The organism is Dyadobacter sp. CY261 (assembly GCF_021440085.1).
In the GTDB taxonomy this organism is placed as follows: Bacteria; Bacteroidota; Bacteroidia; order Cytophagales; family Spirosomataceae; genus Dyadobacter.
On the sequence record NZ_JAKCPW010000004.1, the window covers coordinates 481,852 to 499,393 of the forward strand.

Sequence of the window (17,542 nt, forward strand, 5' to 3'; positions counted from 1 at the left end):
CAAATTCTTACGCAATGACCTGTTTTACTACCTTCCCTTCGGTGTCGGTAAGTCGGAAATTGCGGCCCTGGAATGGGTAAGTAAATTTTTCATGATCAAAACCCATTAAATGCAGGATCGTAGCCTGTAAGTCATGAACATGAACACGGTCTTTCACGCCATAATATCCGAGTTCATCAGTTTCTCCGTGGCTATGCCCACGCTTTACACCACCACCGGCCATCCACATGGTATAGGCTTCTAGGTGATGATCGCGGCCCATGTAGGGCATTACCACTCCGTTTCGGTTCTCTTGCATGGGCGTTCTACCGAATTCCGCACCAAATACCACGAGCGTTTCTTCCAGCAACCCGCGCATTTTCAGGTCTTTGATCAATGCGGCAATGGGCCGGTCGGATATTTCGCATTTGGCCCGCAACCCGCCCTCGATATTATCGCTTGCAGTGGTGCCATGCCCGTCCCAGCCCCAGTCGAAAAGCTGCACAAAACGGACATCGTTTTCTATAAGCTTCCGCGCCAGCAGGCAGTTCATACCAAAGCTTCCTTCACCCGCTTTTACCCCATACATATCGAGAATAAATTGCGGCTCCTTGGAAACGTCCATCACCTCCGGCACAGACATCTGCATCCGGAATGCCATTTCATACTGGCTGATGCGCGTCAATATTTCCGGGTCCTGTACCTCTTCGTAGGTTTGCTTGTTGATCTCGTTGATGGCGTCGATGGTCTTTTTCCGGATACTCCGGTTCATTCCATTCGGGTCGGTCACGTATAGTACCGGATCGCCTCCTGTACGGCATTGCACGCCCTGGTATACCGATGGTAAAAAGCCGGCACCATATACGCTTTTACCCGCGTCGGGCTGGCGGCCACCGGAAGCAAGCACGATGAAGCCTGGTAAATTGCGGTTCTCGGAACCCAGTCCATACACCGCCCATGCACCCAGGCTCGGGCGACCAAGACGCGCGCTGCCTGTATGCAGAAGCAACTGCGCGGGGGCGTGGTTGAACTGATCCGTATGCATTGCTTTCAGAAACGTAATTTCGTCGGCCACCGTCTGCAAATGGGGCAGGTAGTCCGACAGCCATGCGCCGGACTGGCCATATTGCTTGAATTTCCCCTGCGGTCCCAACATTTTGGGCACGCCCTGGATGAATGCGAACTTTTTGCCTTCCAAAAACTCCGCAGGGCAGTCTTTGCCGTGGTATTTTTCGAGCTCAGGTTTGTAATCGAACAGTTCGAGCTGCGACGGGGCACCGGCCATGTGGATATAAATTACCCTTTTGGCTTTCGGGGCAAACTGAGGTATTCCGGCCGCTGACAGCGGGTCAGCGACGGCGGAATCACCAGCTTTTGACGAGCCGCACGAGCCTAAGAATGAACCCAGACCCAATGCACCCAGCCCGAAGCCGGTCGATTGCAGGAAGTGCCGGCGAGTCTGGCGGTGCAGGTCCGCATGTTGTAGTTCTTTTAATAATTTCTCCATTTCAAAGCTCTTTTACCTTCTTCCGGCGGTTAAAATCGACGCCCAGGGGATTTTTCTTTGCTAATTTCGCTGTGTAGCTGTTGCTGCCGAATTGGGGCTTGTATTAGTATCGTTATTTTTTATTTTAATCTAATACCGTCGGTTTTAACTGGCGGGGAAGCAACCGGGTTGGGGTTACTACTCCTTAGTCACGACGTTATCGAGATTCAGCAAGACGTTTGCTGATACGGTCAGCGCGGCCAGTTCAGGCGATTTTTTTTCCTTTCCATAAACGAGAATACTATCCACCTCCGAGGGTTTCTGCCGGTATTCTTGGAGCGCGTCCTTGTAAACCTTCATAAGCACATTCAGGCTTCTTTGTTCAATTGGCTTGAATGTAAGCATGCGGTAACCTTCTTTCAACTGCTGCTCGGGCGTCTTGCCTCGGGTTTTCATCTTAGAGGCCAGTTTTTCCGCCGCTTCCAGATATACAGGGTCGTTCAATGTCACCAGGGCCTGCAAAGGCGTATTCGTAATGATCCTTCTCGACTGGCAGAACTCTCGGCTCGGCGCATCGAAAGTCGTCATTGAAGGGTACGGCGCGGTTCGTTTCCAATAGGTGTAGACGCCCCGGCGATATTTGTCCTCGCCTTCGCTCACCACCCAGCTTTCGCCGCTATATGGCGATTGCCAGATCTTGTCCGGCTGTGGAGGCATTACACTCGGGCCATACATTTTATTGGAAATGAGACCACTGCATGCCAGTGCCTGGTCACGCACCTGCTCGGCGCTCAGGCGTACACGCGGGCCACGTGAGAGCCACACATTGTAAGGATCTTTCTCTTTCCGTGTATTGTCGGAGCGCGATGTTTGCCGGTAAGTGGCCGACATCACGATTGTTTTGAGGAGTTTCTTCAAACTCCATTTGTAGTCGTCCACAAACGATACCGCCAGCCAGTCCAGTAGTTCGGGATGGGATGGTTCGGCACCTTGTGAGCCGAAATCTTCGACGGTTTCCACAATCCCTCTTCCAAAAAGCTGCTCCCAGAAACGGTTTACGATCACCCGGCTGGTTAATGCATTATCGCGGCTTACGATCCATTGGGCCAGGCCTAACCGGTCGCGAGAGGCATTTGCAGGGAGAGGGGCGAGCAGTTTGGGAACATCCGGTTTCACTTCCGGGCCTTTTACCATCCAGTTCCCGCGGACGAATACATTGGTTTTCCGTGCAAAATCGCCCTTACCTTCCCATAGCACCGGCATACTTTCTGTTGGCCGGGTTAATGCGGTAGCATAATCGGAGACAATTTGCTCATATCCCGGCTGCCCGGCTCCGGGCAAGGCGCGTTGAAATGCCGCCCAGGTAATGCGTACCCATTCCTCCGGCGCTTTGGGACTGTTTAATGAAAGGTAAATGTCATGCTTTCCCCTCGTTTTGGTGATCGGAGCGATGATTACTGTGTCCCTCGTTGGCACTTTGACCGTCGAGAGAACAGGGCCATCAAGCTTATCCAAATGCAGGGTCAAAACGGCGTTCTCGGCTTTGGTACCAATGTTCATCAGCAAATTATCCGCACCGGTGAGGTTTACCTGCGGAATACGGGCATTGCCTTTGTCTTTTACACCATAATAGGAGATAACAAGCACAGTAGATTGATCGCCTTTGATAAAATTATGCGCATTGATCTTCGGCTCTACCACCTTCATAAACTGTGTTTTGGATTCGAGATCTTTGGGATCGAATTTCCTGACCCAGTCTCTTACCCTTTCAAATCGCGCGGAATCTTCGCCTTTGTAAAACCGCAGCTTTGGCCACTCATCCCAGACATCCTCATCCCGTGAATTGTTGAAGAATGCCGCGTATTTGTAGTATTCCTCATGTGGGATAGGGTCATAAGGGTGGCTGTGACACTGGATACAGCCGAAAGTGGTCCCCTGCCAAACTTCCCAGGTCGTATTCACGCGGTCGATCAAGGCAGCTGTACGAAACTCTTCGTCGTCGGTTCCGCCTTCGTTATTAGTCATCGTATTCCGGTGAAAACCAGTTGCTATGACGTTTTCCTCTTTGGGAAAGCCGTCTTTTTTCTCCGGTAACAAATCACCTGCGAGTTGTTCAATGGTGAAGCGGTCGAAAGGCTTGTCTTCATTGAAAGATTTCACTACGTAATCACGATAGCGCCACATCGTTCGGCCGCCATCGCTTTCATAACCCTTCGTATCGGCGTACCGGGCCAAATCCATCCACATCGATGTCCATCTTTCGCCATAAGCCGGAGATTTCAGCAGGCGATCTACGACCTTTTCATAAGCGTCGGGAGATTGGTCATTTTCAAAATCAAGTACTTCTTTTTCAGTAGGGGGTAAACCGGTAATATCCAGACTTACACGCCGGAGCAGCGTCGCGCGGTCGGCTTCCGGCGAGGTTTTCAAGCCTTCTTCTTTCAATTTTTTGACTACAAAATAGTCGATTTCGTTTTTAGCCCAGGTCTTGTCTTCCGAATCAAATAACCCAAACAGATTCTTGAAACTATTCAGCGAAGGCACATCCGGTCTTTCGATTTTTTTATAAGACCAATGCGTCTCCCATTCTGCGCCTTCGTTGATCCACTGTTTGAGCATGCTGATCTCGCTTTTATTTAACGGCGTGCCATTTTTCGGCATTCTATCGTCGGGATCGTCGCTCAAAATTCTCCGGATCATTTCGCTGGCATCGGCGTCGCCGCGCACAACGGGAATTTTTCCGGACTTCCCCGGTTCCAGCATTTCGTGTTCAAACAAAAAACTGACATCTCCAGCCTTTTTTACGCCGCCATGGCAACCCATACAATGCTTGTTAAGGATCGGTTTGACGTCCGCATTGTAATCCACACGCTTGCCCCCGACCCAGCCAGCCGACCAGGAAATCGCAACAATGGCGACAGCAAGCGCGGCAAAGCCAATAAATGATCTGTTACCCATTGATATCGTTAAAAATTCCGCCTGCCAATATATGCCCTGCTTCCATTACCTGCATCGATATGTGTGCAAGATGTATATTTCAATTATCCTGCTGTTACTCTGGCTAAAAGAAACAGTCTCCCGAAAATTACCCATCCTGCCGTGGCACCGAAAAGCAAACAGGGATGCCAGGAACCATCTGTTCCCGAGCATCCCTGTGCTATTTAATTAATGCTCAACTAATAAAACGAGTTGGCACCTTGTATCCGTATCAGTTCCAGGCGTTTGCTATATCCTTTGCGACATTTGGGTTATAGTTTTTCTCCACATCCGGAATCGGGAATAACACATTCTTATCCTCGAACGGCTGTTTGCCGTCGCCCGGTTCTGCCGCGCGTTGTGCATTGATGGTCTGCTTGGCGATTCCCCAACGGATCAAGTCAAAATAACGGGTTTGTTCACCGCACAACTCGACCTGCCGCTCGCGCATGATAAGTTTAATGGCCTCCGCCTGCGCGCCAAGGGCCGTATAGGCCACCGCTCCCGACCGCTTGCGCACCTGGTTAATCAGCTCCAATGGCTCTGTACCCGTCTTACCTTGCTGAACATACGCTTCCGCAAGCATCAACAGCACATCGGCGTAGCGGATCACCTGCCCGTTGATGGGGCTTGCCGGACCGCCGTAGGAAGCTACTTCGTTATAGTATTGGTATTTTTTCCAAACATAATATCCCTGCGGATCATCGGCTTTAAACGGGAAGTCTATGGCGCCGCCTGTGCATTTCTGGCAATACTGAGTGTCGCCACCACTTTCCTTGTTACCATAGAATGTGAATTTAGCACGCGGATCCACATAATTAGCGCCGGTTGTCGGGTGCGGGTACTGGAAGGATTTAACGGTTGTAGTAGGAATATACACATTGAACCAGTCCTTAAAACCATATTCCTGAGCCCGATCCGAATGTGAAGCTTTGCCGCCCCACGTCTCTTGTCCGCCGAAAACGTAGTATTGGTTTCCAATTCCCCAGTCTGTCCATTTTGCATTCATAATCTGGAAAATATTTTCCGGACTGCTCTGATTGGTGGTACTGAATAGGTTTTCGTACGACGGGTCAAGCGAATAGGTGTAAGGCGCAGCCGTCAATTGTGCCAAAGTAGTCTGCGCCTGCGCCCATTTCTTTTGATATAAATACGTTTTACCTAGCAATGCAATGGCAGCACCTTTGGTTGCCCGGCCCAAACCCGTAGCCGCGTCGTAAGTGAGCGGCAGGTCGGCGGCGGCAAGCGTGAGGTCACTTTCAATCGTGCTCCAAATTGCTTCGGCAGACGAGCGTGACGGATAATTATTGGCTACGGTGCTATCATATGCCGTAATAAGCGGTGCCTTACCCCACAGATTTACAATGTTGAAATAGGCATAGGACCGAAGAAAACGTGCTTCGGCGATGTACTGCTTCGCTTTTTGCTGGTCCGCATCCGTAGTAGGGACCCAAACCGATGCGCGGTTGATGACCACGTTCGAGCGGAGGATCAAGCGGTAAAGGCTGTTCCAGAGCTGCCCGATCTGCGCCTGGCTGGTACCGAAAGAATAGTCGGCCAGCTGTGCCATATCGCCTTGCAGGTTGGTCGTTTTTTTAGCTTCGTAACCCAGCAAGTCGAAAATGAAGTAGTACTCGCGTGACCATAGCCCATTGTGCAGTAATGTAGCGTACGTAGCCACCACGGCCTGGTTGAGGCCGTCGGCGGAGGTGAAATAGGTGTCGTAATCGTAGGCACTCTGGCTTTTCAGTTCCAGTTTGGATTCGTCACAGCCTGCGATCTGCACAGTGGCCGTCAACCCCAGGAGATAATATATGATCTTTTTCATGTTCGTATTTCAAATAAATTTTTATCCCAAATCCTTAAAAACCAAGCTGCAAGCCGGCAAGCAATGTTCTCGGCTGCGGCAACTGCTGGCGGTCGTCGATACCGCGCGAGAAAATGTAGCTGCCGCCGTTCTGGGTGCTTACTTCGGGATCGTAACCTTTGTACTTAGTAATCGTAAACAGGTTCTGCGCCGCAACGTACACGCGAATATTGTTGAATACCTTTCCACCGCCGATATTGGTAAGGATCCTGCCTGGTAATGTGTAGCCCAACGTAATGTTGCGTAGACGCATGTAGGCCCCGTTTTCAAGCCACCAGTCGGACGGTCTCAGGTTACCATCACCGGTTGCGCTCTGACCTGCACGCGGCAATTCAGCGACATCGCCCGGGTTACGCCATCTTTTCAGGATTTCGGTAGAAGCATTGTGTCCTGTCGATTCATTTTCGGTTACGAATTTGAATGCATTCAGTATTTTCAAACCGGAAACGCCGGATACCACCACATTCAGGTCGAAGCTTTTGTAGTTCACCCCTGCATTAAATCCGTACACGATTTTTGGAATAGGGTTACCGAGGATTTTCTGATCGTCGGCATTCACTTTTCCGTCACCATTGAGGTCTTTGAAGATAAAATCTCCGGGCAAAAGTCCGGCCTGGTATTTGGTTGTTGCATCTCCGCTTTGTTCGGCCGCCTGCTTGTTCAAAGCATCGATTTCGGCCTGGTCTTTCGCCACGTGGCTCAACTCATAGCCAAAAAAGGAACCGATCGCCGAACCCGCCGCGGTATAGGTAAATGTAGGAAGGTTACTGAATGCACCTGCCTGGATCGGTGCGGCAAACTCGCTTCCAAGCGAATTCACAATGTTTTTGTTATGCGCAATGTTAGCGCTCACATTGTACTGCAACCCGCTGCTCGTCTGGTCACGGAAGCCGAGGGAGAGCTCGATACCCTTGTTCTGCGCGCTGGCCGCATTGGCATATTTGCTGGGCTGCCCACCACTGCCGGATGCTCCAGTGCTACCCGAAACGGGCACACTCACGAGCAGACCGCTGCTTTTCCGGTTGTACCAATCCAAAGTCACGCTCAGGCGATTGTTCAAAAAGCCCAGGTCGAGGCCGATGTCCGTCTGATCGGTCGATTCCCAGCGGATATTTGGGTTCGAAAGTGTATTAATGGTCGTCCCGGGGTTGAAACCTTCATTGGTACCCAGCGAATACACGAGGTTACCATTCGGCGCGCCGCTGTAAGTAAGCACGGATGTGACGCCGGTGGTCGGGATGGTGTTGTTACCCGTTCTTCCAAGCCCGAAACGGAGCTTACCGTCGCTTACGAAGCTCAGGTTGTTTTTGATAAACTCTTCGTCCACGAAGCGCCAGGCCACACCAAGGCCATAGAAATTGCCAAAGCGGTTGTTGGCACCGAAGTTCGAAGCGCCGTCGCGGCGAAAGCTACCCGAGAGTATGTATTTATTATCAAATGTGTAACCCAGACGTGCGAAATAAGAGATCACCGACGATCTTGCGTAGCCATAATTCGAGCCCGTAACCGCCTGCGATTGAGCTACACTAATATTCTGGATGGCATTGTTCGGGATATTAGTACCCGTCGCATTCAGGCCCGATGAGTTGCCCGGGTCGAGGTAACTGTTGCCGAGCGTAGCCGAAACGCTGTGTTTGCCGAAAACGCGGTTGTAGGAAAAGTAGTTTTCCAACGTATAAAACGAATAGTTACTGAATCCGAGCGTAGCCTGCTGTGGGTTCGTCAGATTGTTCCCGCCCGTATAGGCATATTGATAGCCCCGGCTCTTACTACCGCCGATCTCTGCTGAAAGCTGTGTTCTGAAACGCAAACCGGCAAAGATGTCTACCTCCGCAAACACCTGTGGAAAGAATACGAAACCGGTACTGACAGGGTGGTTCAGATTGATAGCCGCGAGCGGGTTGTTACCATTGCTGAAATCGTCGACGTTGGTGGTGTTGGAATAACCTCCCGGCACATTGGCATCATAAATAGGCTTGTAAGGCGCGTAGTAAACGGCATCGGAAATGCTCGCGAGCTGTCCGTCGTCTTTCGTATAACGGATGTTCAGGCTTTGTCCTAAATGGAAGCGGCCCAGCGTTTCATCCAATGCAAAACGGGCATTTACCCGGCTGTTGGTGAAGTTTTTGACAATGGCCTGCTGTTTAATATAACCCAATGAAAAGTTGTAAGCCACTTTCTCGCTTCCACCACTGATATTCAGGTCATTTTGCGAAACCAGGGCCGAGCGGAAAATCTCGTTCTGCCAATCGGTTTTGTCGACGCGGATGTCGGCGGTGTTGAATTTTTCCGGCAATGCCGAGTTGGTAGTGGCTGCGAAATCTTTAAGCAGGTCTACATATTGCGACGCATTCAGAAGATCTAGCTTTTTCCAAGCTTTCGCCACGCCCCATTGCGTATTGAAATTGATACGCGGTGCACCCGATTTACCCCGGCGGGTCGTGATGATCACCACACCATTGGCCGCAGCCGAACCATAAATAGCGGTTGAAGAAGCGTCTTTCAGGATAGTGATGTTTTCGATATCCTGCGTTCCGAGCGTGTTGAACATCGTTTTGCTGCCCTGGATACCATCGATCACGTACAGTGGGTCCACGCCCGTGAATGAGCCGGTACCGCGGATCAGGATCTGAGCATCCGAGCCTGGCGTCCCGTTGGATTGCAACACCTGCACACCCGCCGATTTTCCGATCAGCAGCTGCGATGGATTTGTAGCCGTGGTAGCGCCGGCATCCTTCGCGGAAACGATGTCTACCGAACCTACTACATCCTTTTTACGTGAAGTACCGTAACCAATCACGACCACTTCGTTCAGCGACTTGTCATCTGGCAGCAGCGAAACCGTCAGTGTCGATTTCTCACCCACTTCCACTTCCTGCGTTTTATAGCCAACAAAACTGAAAACCAGCACCGCCGAGCGGTCCGCTACTTCCAGCTCGAAATTACCCGATGCGTCGGTAAGCGTACCGAGCTGCGTTCCCTTCAGACGCACACTCACTCCGGGAAGGCCCTCGCCTTTTTCATCATTTACCTTTCCGTTGACCCGCACTGCGAACAGGTCGGCGCTTCTGAAAGGGAGGGACGACTGCTCCTTTGGCTGCGGCGGCCGACTGGCAGTGAGCAATATCCGTCCCGAGGGCGTCACCTGATACGTTATTTCGAGGGGTGTCAACAAGGAATTCAGCGTAGTAGACAGCTTCTGATTATTGGCATGAACGACTACTTCCCTACCAGCCTTGATAGCCTTATGGCTGTACGCGAATTTGACATCAGCCTTCTGCTCCAACTGGCTGAGCACATCGCGCAGTTCGGATTTCTCGGCATGTAATGTCACGCTACGTTCCAGTATCTCCTGAGCCTTACCGTCGTGTGCGGCGTAGGTAAAGCTCCCGAATGCGATGGAAAAGATAATCTGGGTTAACGAAATTTTCATGAGCAAGCAGAGTGATGCCCGATTTTTTCGGTATCGGTTTTTTTTCATAGTTTAGAAAGGTTTTTTAATAAAAAAACTGATTGAAACTTCCCTGCTTTCATCTTGGCGGATCGTGGCAGGGGGCATTATGGGCCGGTAGTGGTAGCACACTACCGGCTTTTTCTTTAATCACACCCTTCTCCGCTGATCAGGATCCGGGTGCCTTTTACTTCGTAACTGGCGTGGTTCGACTTGCAAATGAGGTCGAGCTTATCGAAAAGGCCCATATCCGACAAGTCGCCGGTAAATGTGCATTTTTCGAGCTGGTCGGCGGCGAGTACAATGTCGACTCCATATTCATTTCTCAAATGCTCGGCGATGGAGGTTATCGATTCGTTGTTGAACACCACTTTGGCGGGAGCGGCTTCATGCACGATCGGTACCGGCTTTTCGACGAGGCTGGTCATTAGATGGCCGCTTTCTTCAAAATAAGTTACACGTTGGTTAGGGGTCAGGATCACCCCGTTGTTCAGGCCATGCACATTTTCGCCTTTGCTTTGGGCGCCGAGCACTTTACGGTTTTCAAAAACGGAAACTTTTCCACTCACGACCTCCACTTCGACGGAATTACTGTTGTGCATCTGCGTTTTTACCCAAAAAGATGTTCCGAGCACCCGAGTCACAAGCTTGCCGCTGTACACGCAGAAGGGTCGGCGCGAATCCTTGGTCACCTCGAAGAACGCGATGCCCTTAACCTGGATTTCGCGCTTATTGGCCGGGAAGTGTTCGGGATAAATCACCTCGGTTCCAGGCGCCAGAATGACTTTGCTTTGATCGTCGAGCGTGATTGCCTGCGGCATTTTTTGTTTATTCACGAAAGTCAACAACTTGCCCGAGGGAGCTGCTACCAGCACCTCGCTGGTTTCTGGTTTGGTAACTGCATCCTTTTTCGTAAAAAAGAAGACATAAGCCAATGCCAACAGCACTGCAGCCGCCACTCCGGAGAAGACACTAAATGGGAATGCTCTCGAACGCGTCGTTTCGGGATGGATGAGGATTTCCGGCTCCTGCATTTCGCCATGGATGCCGGCCCATAATTTGTTTTGTAATTGTTGCTTTTCCTGTTCATCCAGTGCCAGCTCCGATCCAGCATTGAGGCTTTCGTACCATTTATGAATGTGGTCGACCTCCTCCGGGGAGCATTTACCTTGCCGGTATTTTAAAAGGAGTGTTTGTAAATCCTGATGATTCATAAGTCGGGGCTCAGTTTTGCTGCTTTACTCACTAAGCCGTCCGACAAGACAAAAGCCCTAAAACATTTTAATAAATATTTGAAAGTTTATATAAACAGGGAGGATAACTATGGATATTCTGTGAATTGTATAATGCGGTGGGAGTGGTCAGATGTTGGCCTGGTCAGGCTATGAGGGAGGAGATGAGCACAATGAGGAAGATAAGCGCCTCGTGGAGGTAAATACGCATGGCCTTGGTAGCCTTCGTGATATGGTATTCAACGGCCTTTTCTGACAATTGTACCTCCGCTGCAATTTTGCTAATCGGGCAATTTTCGATGCGGCTCAATTTGAAAATTTCTCGCGTTTTGGCAGGCAAGGCTTCCAGTCCTTTGTCGATCGTTTCGGACAAATCGTTGAATGCAACTGTGTTTTCAGTGCTTTGGTCCTGCAATTCGGCGAAGGATCGGTAATAGGCGAGATATTCGTTCCGCGGACCGAACGTGCGGATGTAATCGATCACTTCGAAGCGGACGGCAGAGAACAAATAATAGTCGAGGCGGGTAATCACGATCTTCTCGCGTTCTTTCCACAACCTGGTAAAAATATCCTGAATGAGCTCCTCTGCCACTTCGCGATGTTGCAACTTGCGGTAAGCGACCACGAACATGCGGTACCAATACGTATTATAAATAGTGGTAAAGGCTTGCTCATCGCCACGCCGCAACGCTCCTACCAGTTCCTGATCCGACGATTGCATACTGTCCAACATCACTTTCCTGATAGAGGTGTCAAGTTTACATTTTTATCAAAGTTATATTATTTACTATAATAATTCTATTTGACGAATTTATTTAATTGGAATTTAACCACCAGCATTATTTAAAGTTTAACAGGTAGCCGGTGAGGTCCGCCAAATCCTGTTCATTCAAACCTAATGCAGTAGGTTCGGGCATGAGCGACGACGGCATTTTCTCCCTGCTCTTGATCTGATCTGCCTTGATGGTATGCTGCTGGCCAGCGGCGTCTTTCAAAACCACATTCGCCCCGTCGCTCATCAGGAAGCCGAAATAGGTATCGCCTTTTTTGCTCACAATGGTGTAGCTTTCATAGCCGAAAACCATGCTTGCAGAAGGATTAACGATCGCATCCAGCAATGCAGCTTTGTCGAATTTCTTATGGATTGTGGTTAAGTCCGGCCCAATTTCGGCACCGCTTTTGCCATGCTTATGACATGCCGCGCAGGTCGTCGAGAAGATTTTTTCACCGTGCACCGGGTCCGCATTCATTCGTGAGATAAAGTCTGTTTTCAGGACTTTCCCGTTCCGCGGGAAAAACTGGCTCGCTACAATGCGCACATTCTGATCAGGATTTTTGAAAATGATCTCGCTGACTGACTTCGCAATGGTATCGGGCAACTGGCCTTGCACACGCATATCCACCAGGATATTACCACCATTTACGTCTGCCGCCATTTGGCGGGCAACCTCGATGCGTTGCGGAACAGGCTGGGTTTTGTCGGTGACCGTTTTTTTCAGCTCGAGCATACGTTTGTACGCAGGCGTCATCACCTGCGCGGTAGCCGCCTCCCAATTCATGAGATCGGCCCAATCATTGCTTTTGCGGAAGTTGATCCAGTAGGACGCCTGCGAGGCAACATCGGGCAGGCTGGACTTTGATAATGCGATCATCGTCTCGGCAGCCGTTTTATCTTTGATAAAACCAATGGCTGTCAATGCCTTCCGTCGCTCCGGCTCCGATACTTTCGCCGAACCGGCCCTGACTTTCAACTCATCCACCGCATTCACAGGATGTAATCGCCACGCCAGATTCGCGCGCTGCGATTTCCAATTCGGTGGATCAGCCTTGAATGCTTCCCGCACGTAGGCGTACACCTTGTCTTCCTTGCCATCAGCTGCCGTCCCGATCGCTTCCAGCATCCATGGATCTTTGCCGTCATAGGCTTGGATTAAGTTTATAATGCTGGCAAAAGCCTGATCATAAGGACTATCCCGCAATGCAATACCCACCTCACGTCGCACAGCTGCGTCCGGGTCTTTCGACATTTGCTCTAAATAAGTATTTGCCTTACCATTTGATTTCAACGCCCTGAAAGCCGCTAGCCGGTGCAATGCGTCGGGCGAGGAAAGCAATTTGACGACCTCCGCGTTGCCTTGCTTACCTAATTGCGCCAAAAGCCAGATCGCCCTTGCCTGATGGTAGGGATTTTCAGCTACCAGCAATTGTTTTACCTCTGGCACCACTGCTTCTCCTTTGGCCGCTAATCCTTCAAAAGCTAACGCACGGACATTAACAGCTGGGTTTTTCAATGCATTCACAAGGCCGACTGTTGTTGTAAAATCCAGCTGTGGGACTGTCAGCTTCTTACCTTTCGGCGTAATGCGGTAAATGCGGCCATAACCTTTTTTGTCCTTCATTGCGTGCCCTCCTACGACAGGATCATACCAATCGGCAATATACAGCGCACCATCCGGCCCTACCGCCACATCTGACGGGCGGAACCATTTGCGGTAATCCTGGTCGGTTTCGTACCATTCGTAACGTTCGGAAACTTTCGGGAATGAGCTGATCAGATCCTGACGCTTTAGTTCGAAACCAGCACCCTGCGGCTTGGGTTGATAGGCAAACAACACATTACGGCCTGCCTCGCAGCTTAGCAGTGTACCCCGGTAATTTTTTCCTAATTCATCACCTTCATAAAACACAATCCCCGTTGGCGAACCTGCGCCGGAATTGTCGCCTGCCGGCATTACGCCCGGATCTTCCTGGTGCCAATGTGTAGTAAATATATCCTGCCCCGGGCGACGGTCCGCCTGCCAGTACCGGGTGCCATCGGCCGAGAAATAGCCTGCATTGCCGTTTTCCTGCAAAAAAGAAACGCGACAAGTGATCACCTGATCGTCGTTGTCATTCTGCCACATGTTGCCATAGCTGTCGAGACATACCTCGTAACTATTCCGGAAGTTGTGCCCCATCACTTTCAGGCCCGTACCATCCGGGTTAATGCGCAGAGCCAGTCCGCCCACCCAAATGCGGCCGTCGTCGGATTTCTGATTGCCCTGGTTCGTTTTATTATACGGCGTGCCTCCTGTGTATAAGCTGCCGCTGCGCAATGTCCAGCCACTTTTGTCGGTCACTTTGTGCGGCCCTGCATTGCCCGTATTGAAGTAGTAGCGGCCATCCGGGCCTACGATCAGCGAATGCAACGAATGGTCGTGGTCGAAACCACCGAAGCCAGTCAGGAAGATCTCCCGCTTATCGGGCCTGTCGTCGCCATTGGTATCGGTATAAATAAGCAGGTTAGGTGCACAGGAAACGATCGTTTTGTTTCCGATCACAGCAATTCCGAGCGGCGCAGTCAGGAGCGAGTCTTCCACATACACTTTCGAGGATTCGGCCTTGCCGTCGCCATCTTTGTCTTCCAGAATCACCACACGGTCGCCTTTTTGTTTGTGGCTGAGGCGTTCGGCTGGTTTGGTGTTGAAATCGCGGTAATTGACGGCCTCCGTGATCCAGACCCGGCCTTTGGCATCGATATCCATATTGGTCGGGTTGTAAAACATCGGAGCTTCGGCCCACAATGTAGCTTCCAGGTCGTCGGGCACGAATAATTGCGAGGAATCGGCGGCGACCGAAGCAGCCGCGCCGGATTGCCAGGGCTGGATTTGCTTTTGCTTAAAAGAAGTGGTCGAGAAAATGGAAACAAGCAGGGTGCTTCCAGCAAGGAGGGCAGTTTTCGAAATCGATAATGTGCTGGTGATATTCATAGTGTATCGTGGGCGGGGCTTAGTGAGCTGGAAATGCTGGTCTGGGTCAGAACAGTCCTTCGAGATATTTACGATTATGTTGATAGCATTCAATAATATCGGCTCCCTGGGGCGTGGCTCCTTCAATCTGCATCCAACCTTCGTAGCCAATGTCCTTGACTGCTTTGGCAACTCGAGGCCAGTCCAGCGGGCCTTCGCCAAGGCGCTGGCCGTTTTCCTTCATGTGTATTTCGCAGATCCTGTCCTTTCCGAGCATTGGTATTTCCTTAAAAATGTCATGACCTGCGTCGGTCGAGTTCCGGAAATCATAATAAACCTTTACCGCTGGCTAGCCGACCGCATTGATAATATCAAGATGTTCCTGTGCACTTAACCAGGATTCGATGCCCAAAGTAATACCCTGTTTCTCGGCGTGCGGCGCTACTTTCTTCAAACGCGCTATCACGGCATTTTTCCCGGCGTCATCGTTGCGTAAATCGCCATCCGAAAAGAATGCAAGCAGAATCACTTTTACCCCCAAGGCTTTCGCCGCGTCAACGCTGTTCCAGACCCATTCTTCTGTTTTGGGTTGCGATTTATAAGGAACCCGATTGAGTTCGCCAATGGCCAAACTTGACACTTTTACGCCTGTACGTGCGGATGCATCCCGAATAATTTGCAAAGTTTCGGGCACCGAAAGCCCTTTTTCATCCTTACCGGTGTTATAACTCACCTGAATGCCATGCAGCCCGATCTGCTTCGCCCGGTCGAATGCCTCCGGACTTAATTGCCTGCCCACCGACCAGTCGCAAGCGCCGATTTGAAATTTTGGCGCATAATTGTGGGGGATATCCAATGTCGACGAAGCCAGCAACAGCGCGCTGTTTTTAATCATTTCCCGCCGACTAAGCAACAATGCCTTTTTCATGACTAGCAGATTTTGAAATACTTATCAAACATCTTCAAAATCTGCCATCTTTTGCTTTCTACTTATCCCGTTGAGCGAGGTTAGCGGCTGAATGCGTCTTCGATATGCCGGATATCGGTGGAGCCGTCGGGCAAGATGAGGACCGAGACAATATCAAAACGAACGTCGTTCTCCCAATCGGCATCGAAAATGTATTGCTCCGCGGCGCGCATGACCAGTTTGGCTTTCGTGGCATTTACGAATTCCTCCGGCATACCGAATGCGGTGCCGCTTCTGGTTTTCACCTCCACGAAAACAAGCATATCGTCCTTCGTCACGATCAGATCGATTTCCGACTGCCAGTTGCGGTAATTTTTGGCGATGATTTTGAAGCCTTTTTCGAGCAGGAAGGATGCCGCCGTGGTTTCGCCCCAGCGGCCGAGGTCATTGTGTTGGGCCATAATGTGTGTGTTTTGGTGTAAATTTTAATCTTGGTCAAGCTCGGATACAAGCTGTTTCAATTCTGCGACATGGATGGATTCCTGTTCACTTTTATCGTAGATTGACAAAAGGTCGACCGATTTCTTCGTCACGTGAAGATGTGTAATCACCCGCGCTCCGCCCAATTTCCCTTTTCCTTTGGATTTAATGGAAAGCCTTAGCTTGTAACAACCCAGGCCCAAGGGAATACCTTGCGTCGGGTTTGATTCAAGAGAATCTATCAACTTCAAATACTCGTCTGATAGAGAAGGATACTTCTTTAAAAGTCGTTTGAACTCCGATTCAAACCTTCGCGTCGTTCTGACAAAGTAACTCATTCAGGAACTCTTTTGCGTCCCTGGTTTCCAGTTTACCTTGTTCGAGCAGATGCACATCGTCAACAATCTGGATGGCGTCGTCCAAAATTCTGAAATGGATCGCCTCAAGCTGCTTTACTTTTACATACGGAAGCTTTCGAAGCAAGCCCATAACCAACTTCGCTCTTTCGTCTTTAATATCCAGTAAAACCTTCATAACCACAGAATTTAGTTGCACTAACAAATTTAACGAACATTTAACTAATAAATTAGCGTTGTGAAACCGGGACATGTGTGTACAATTCGTTTCGCCGAGCCGGAAGCGTACGGTCTGACATTTAGACGTCACTTCTACAAATTGGTAACACCCCTGTCCCAAAAATTCTCGAACAAATTGAAATGAATACCCTGATTAATAAAAAAGTGAATTTCCAGGACCTCGGCCTGATCGATTACCAGGAAGCGTGGGATTACCAGGAGAAAATTTTTGGAGAAACTATTGCGGTTAAGACGCAAAACCGCAGCGTTGACGTGGAGAACCAGCAATTGACCCCAAACTTTCTGCTCTTTTGTCAGCACCCCCACGTATATACGCTGGGCAAAAGTGGCAAGTTGGACCATCTGCTGGTGTCTGAGGATGATCTGGCGGCAAAACAGGCTAAATATTACAAGATCAACCGGGGTGGTGATATCACCTATCACGGTCCGGGACAGATTGTCGGTTACCCTATACTCGACCTCGACAATTTCTTTACGGACATACACATATACATGCGCACGCTCGAAGAGGCCATTATCCTTACATTGGCTGAATATGGTTTGCAAGCGGGTCGCATTGCCGGACTAACGGGTGTCTGGATGGATTTTGAGCAGCAAAAGAATCCGAGGAAGATATGTGCATTGGGCGTTAAGGCCAGTCGGTGGGTGACGATGCACGGGTTTGCGTTGAATGTCAATACAGATTTGTCTTATTTCGGAAATATTGTGCCGTGTGGAATCGATGATAAGGCCGTCACTTCGCTTGCGGCGGAATTGGGGCGGGATGTGGATTTGGAAGAAGTTTCTAATAAATTGAAAAACCATCTGGCACAGTTGTTCAGCATGGAATTGCAAGGATAG

At 50.1% G+C, this 17,542-nt stretch carries 11 protein-coding genes and 1 pseudogene; 1 reads left to right on the forward strand and 11 read right to left on the reverse strand.

Translation table 11 applies throughout. From position 1 onward, the window contains the following. Positions 1 to 7: 7 nt before the first annotated feature. The 11 genes and pseudogenes from LZD49_RS14695 to LZD49_RS14745 form a co-directional block, all read right to left on the reverse strand. Positions 8 to 1,486: a DUF1501 domain-containing protein gene (locus LZD49_RS14695; protein ID WP_234668320.1), complete on the reverse strand. Its 1,479-nt coding sequence runs from the start codon at positions 1,484 to 1,486 to the stop codon at positions 8 to 10. Positions 1,487 to 1,663: 177 nt separating this feature from the next. Beyond that, positions 1,664 to 4,423 carry a DUF1553 domain-containing protein gene (locus LZD49_RS14700; protein WP_234668321.1) on the reverse strand — a complete coding sequence of 920 codons (2,760 nt, stop codon included), beginning with the start codon at positions 4,421 to 4,423 and terminating at the stop codon, positions 1,664 to 1,666. A gap of 250 nt (positions 4,424 to 4,673) precedes the next feature. After that, a complete protein-coding gene (locus tag LZD49_RS14705) occupies positions 4,674 to 6,269 on the reverse strand; it encodes a RagB/SusD family nutrient uptake outer membrane protein (protein WP_234668322.1) in 1,596 nt (531 codons plus the stop codon). Between the two features lie 34 nt (positions 6,270 to 6,303). Next, positions 6,304 to 9,741 carry a TonB-dependent receptor gene (locus tag LZD49_RS14710; RefSeq protein ID WP_234668323.1) on the reverse strand — a complete coding sequence of 1,146 codons (3,438 nt, stop codon included), beginning with the start codon at positions 9,739 to 9,741 and terminating at the stop codon, positions 6,304 to 6,306. Between the two features lie 164 nt (positions 9,742 to 9,905). Continuing rightward, entirely contained in the window at positions 9,906 to 10,973 is a 1,068-nt protein-coding gene (locus LZD49_RS14715) for a FecR family protein (protein ID WP_234668324.1), read from the reverse strand. A 163-nt stretch (positions 10,974 to 11,136) separates the two neighbouring features. Next, complete coding sequence (locus tag LZD49_RS14720) at positions 11,137 to 11,724, reverse strand: sigma-70 family RNA polymerase sigma factor (protein ID WP_234668325.1); 588 nt, start codon at positions 11,722 to 11,724, stop codon at positions 11,137 to 11,139. A gap of 106 nt (positions 11,725 to 11,830) precedes the next feature. Then, positions 11,831 to 14,740 (reverse strand): PVC-type heme-binding CxxCH protein, encoded by a 2,910-nt coding sequence (locus LZD49_RS14725; protein ID WP_234668326.1) that lies wholly within the window; start codon positions 14,738 to 14,740, stop codon positions 11,831 to 11,833. Positions 14,741 to 14,786: 46 nt separating this feature from the next. Further along, a pseudogene (locus tag LZD49_RS14730) lies at positions 14,787 to 15,647 on the reverse strand (sugar phosphate isomerase/epimerase family protein). 80 nt (positions 15,648 to 15,727) lie between these two features. Further along, a complete protein-coding gene (locus tag LZD49_RS14735) occupies positions 15,728 to 16,087 on the reverse strand; it encodes a YraN family protein (protein ID WP_234668327.1) in 360 nt (119 codons plus the stop codon). Between the two features lie 24 nt (positions 16,088 to 16,111). After that, positions 16,112 to 16,444 carry a hypothetical protein gene (locus LZD49_RS14740; RefSeq protein WP_234668328.1) on the reverse strand — a complete coding sequence of 111 codons (333 nt, stop codon included), beginning with the start codon at positions 16,442 to 16,444 and terminating at the stop codon, positions 16,112 to 16,114. Next, positions 16,410 to 16,640 carry a hypothetical protein gene (locus tag LZD49_RS14745; RefSeq protein ID WP_234668329.1) on the reverse strand — a complete coding sequence of 77 codons (231 nt, stop codon included), beginning with the start codon at positions 16,638 to 16,640 and terminating at the stop codon, positions 16,410 to 16,412. Before LZD49_RS14745 ends, LZD49_RS14740 begins: the two co-directional genes overlap by 35 nt. Before the next feature lie 182 nt (positions 16,641 to 16,822). Here LZD49_RS14745 and lipB point away from each other — a divergent pair, with 182 nt between their 5' ends. After that, positions 16,823 to 17,542: a lipoyl(octanoyl) transferase LipB gene (gene lipB, locus LZD49_RS14750; protein WP_234668330.1), complete on the forward strand. Its 720-nt coding sequence runs from the start codon at positions 16,823 to 16,825 to the stop codon at positions 17,540 to 17,542.

Excerpts from the sequence above, each read along its gene's own strand:
- LZD49_RS14695 (WP_234668320.1), bottom strand. The coding sequence starts at position 1,486 with ATGGAGAAATTATTAAAAGAACTACAACATGCGGACCTGCACCGCCAG.
- LZD49_RS14700 (WP_234668321.1), bottom strand. The coding sequence starts at position 4,423 with ATGGGTAACAGATCATTTATTGGCTTTGCCGCGCTTGCTGTCGCCATT.
- LZD49_RS14705 (WP_234668322.1), bottom strand. The coding sequence starts at position 6,269 with ATGAAAAAGATCATATATTATCTCCTGGGGTTGACGGCCACTGTGCAG.
- LZD49_RS14710 (WP_234668323.1), bottom strand. The coding sequence starts at position 9,741 with ATGAAAATTTCGTTAACCCAGATTATCTTTTCCATCGCATTCGGGAGC.
- LZD49_RS14715 (WP_234668324.1), bottom strand. The coding sequence starts at position 10,973 with ATGAATCATCAGGATTTACAAACACTCCTTTTAAAATACCGGCAAGGT.
- LZD49_RS14720 (WP_234668325.1), bottom strand. The coding sequence starts at position 11,724 with ATGTTGGACAGTATGCAATCGTCGGATCAGGAACTGGTAGGAGCGTTG.
- LZD49_RS14725 (WP_234668326.1), bottom strand. The coding sequence starts at position 14,740 with ATGAATATCACCAGCACATTATCGATTTCGAAAACTGCCCTCCTTGCT.
- LZD49_RS14735 (WP_234668327.1), bottom strand. The coding sequence starts at position 16,087 with ATGGCCCAACACAATGACCTCGGCCGCTGGGGCGAAACCACGGCGGCA.
- LZD49_RS14740 (WP_234668328.1), bottom strand. The coding sequence starts at position 16,444 with ATGAGTTACTTTGTCAGAACGACGCGAAGGTTTGAATCGGAGTTCAAA.
- LZD49_RS14745 (WP_234668329.1), bottom strand. The coding sequence starts at position 16,640 with ATGAAGGTTTTACTGGATATTAAAGACGAAAGAGCGAAGTTGGTTATG.
- lipB (WP_234668330.1), top strand. The coding sequence starts at position 16,823 with ATGAATACCCTGATTAATAAAAAAGTGAATTTCCAGGACCTCGGCCTG.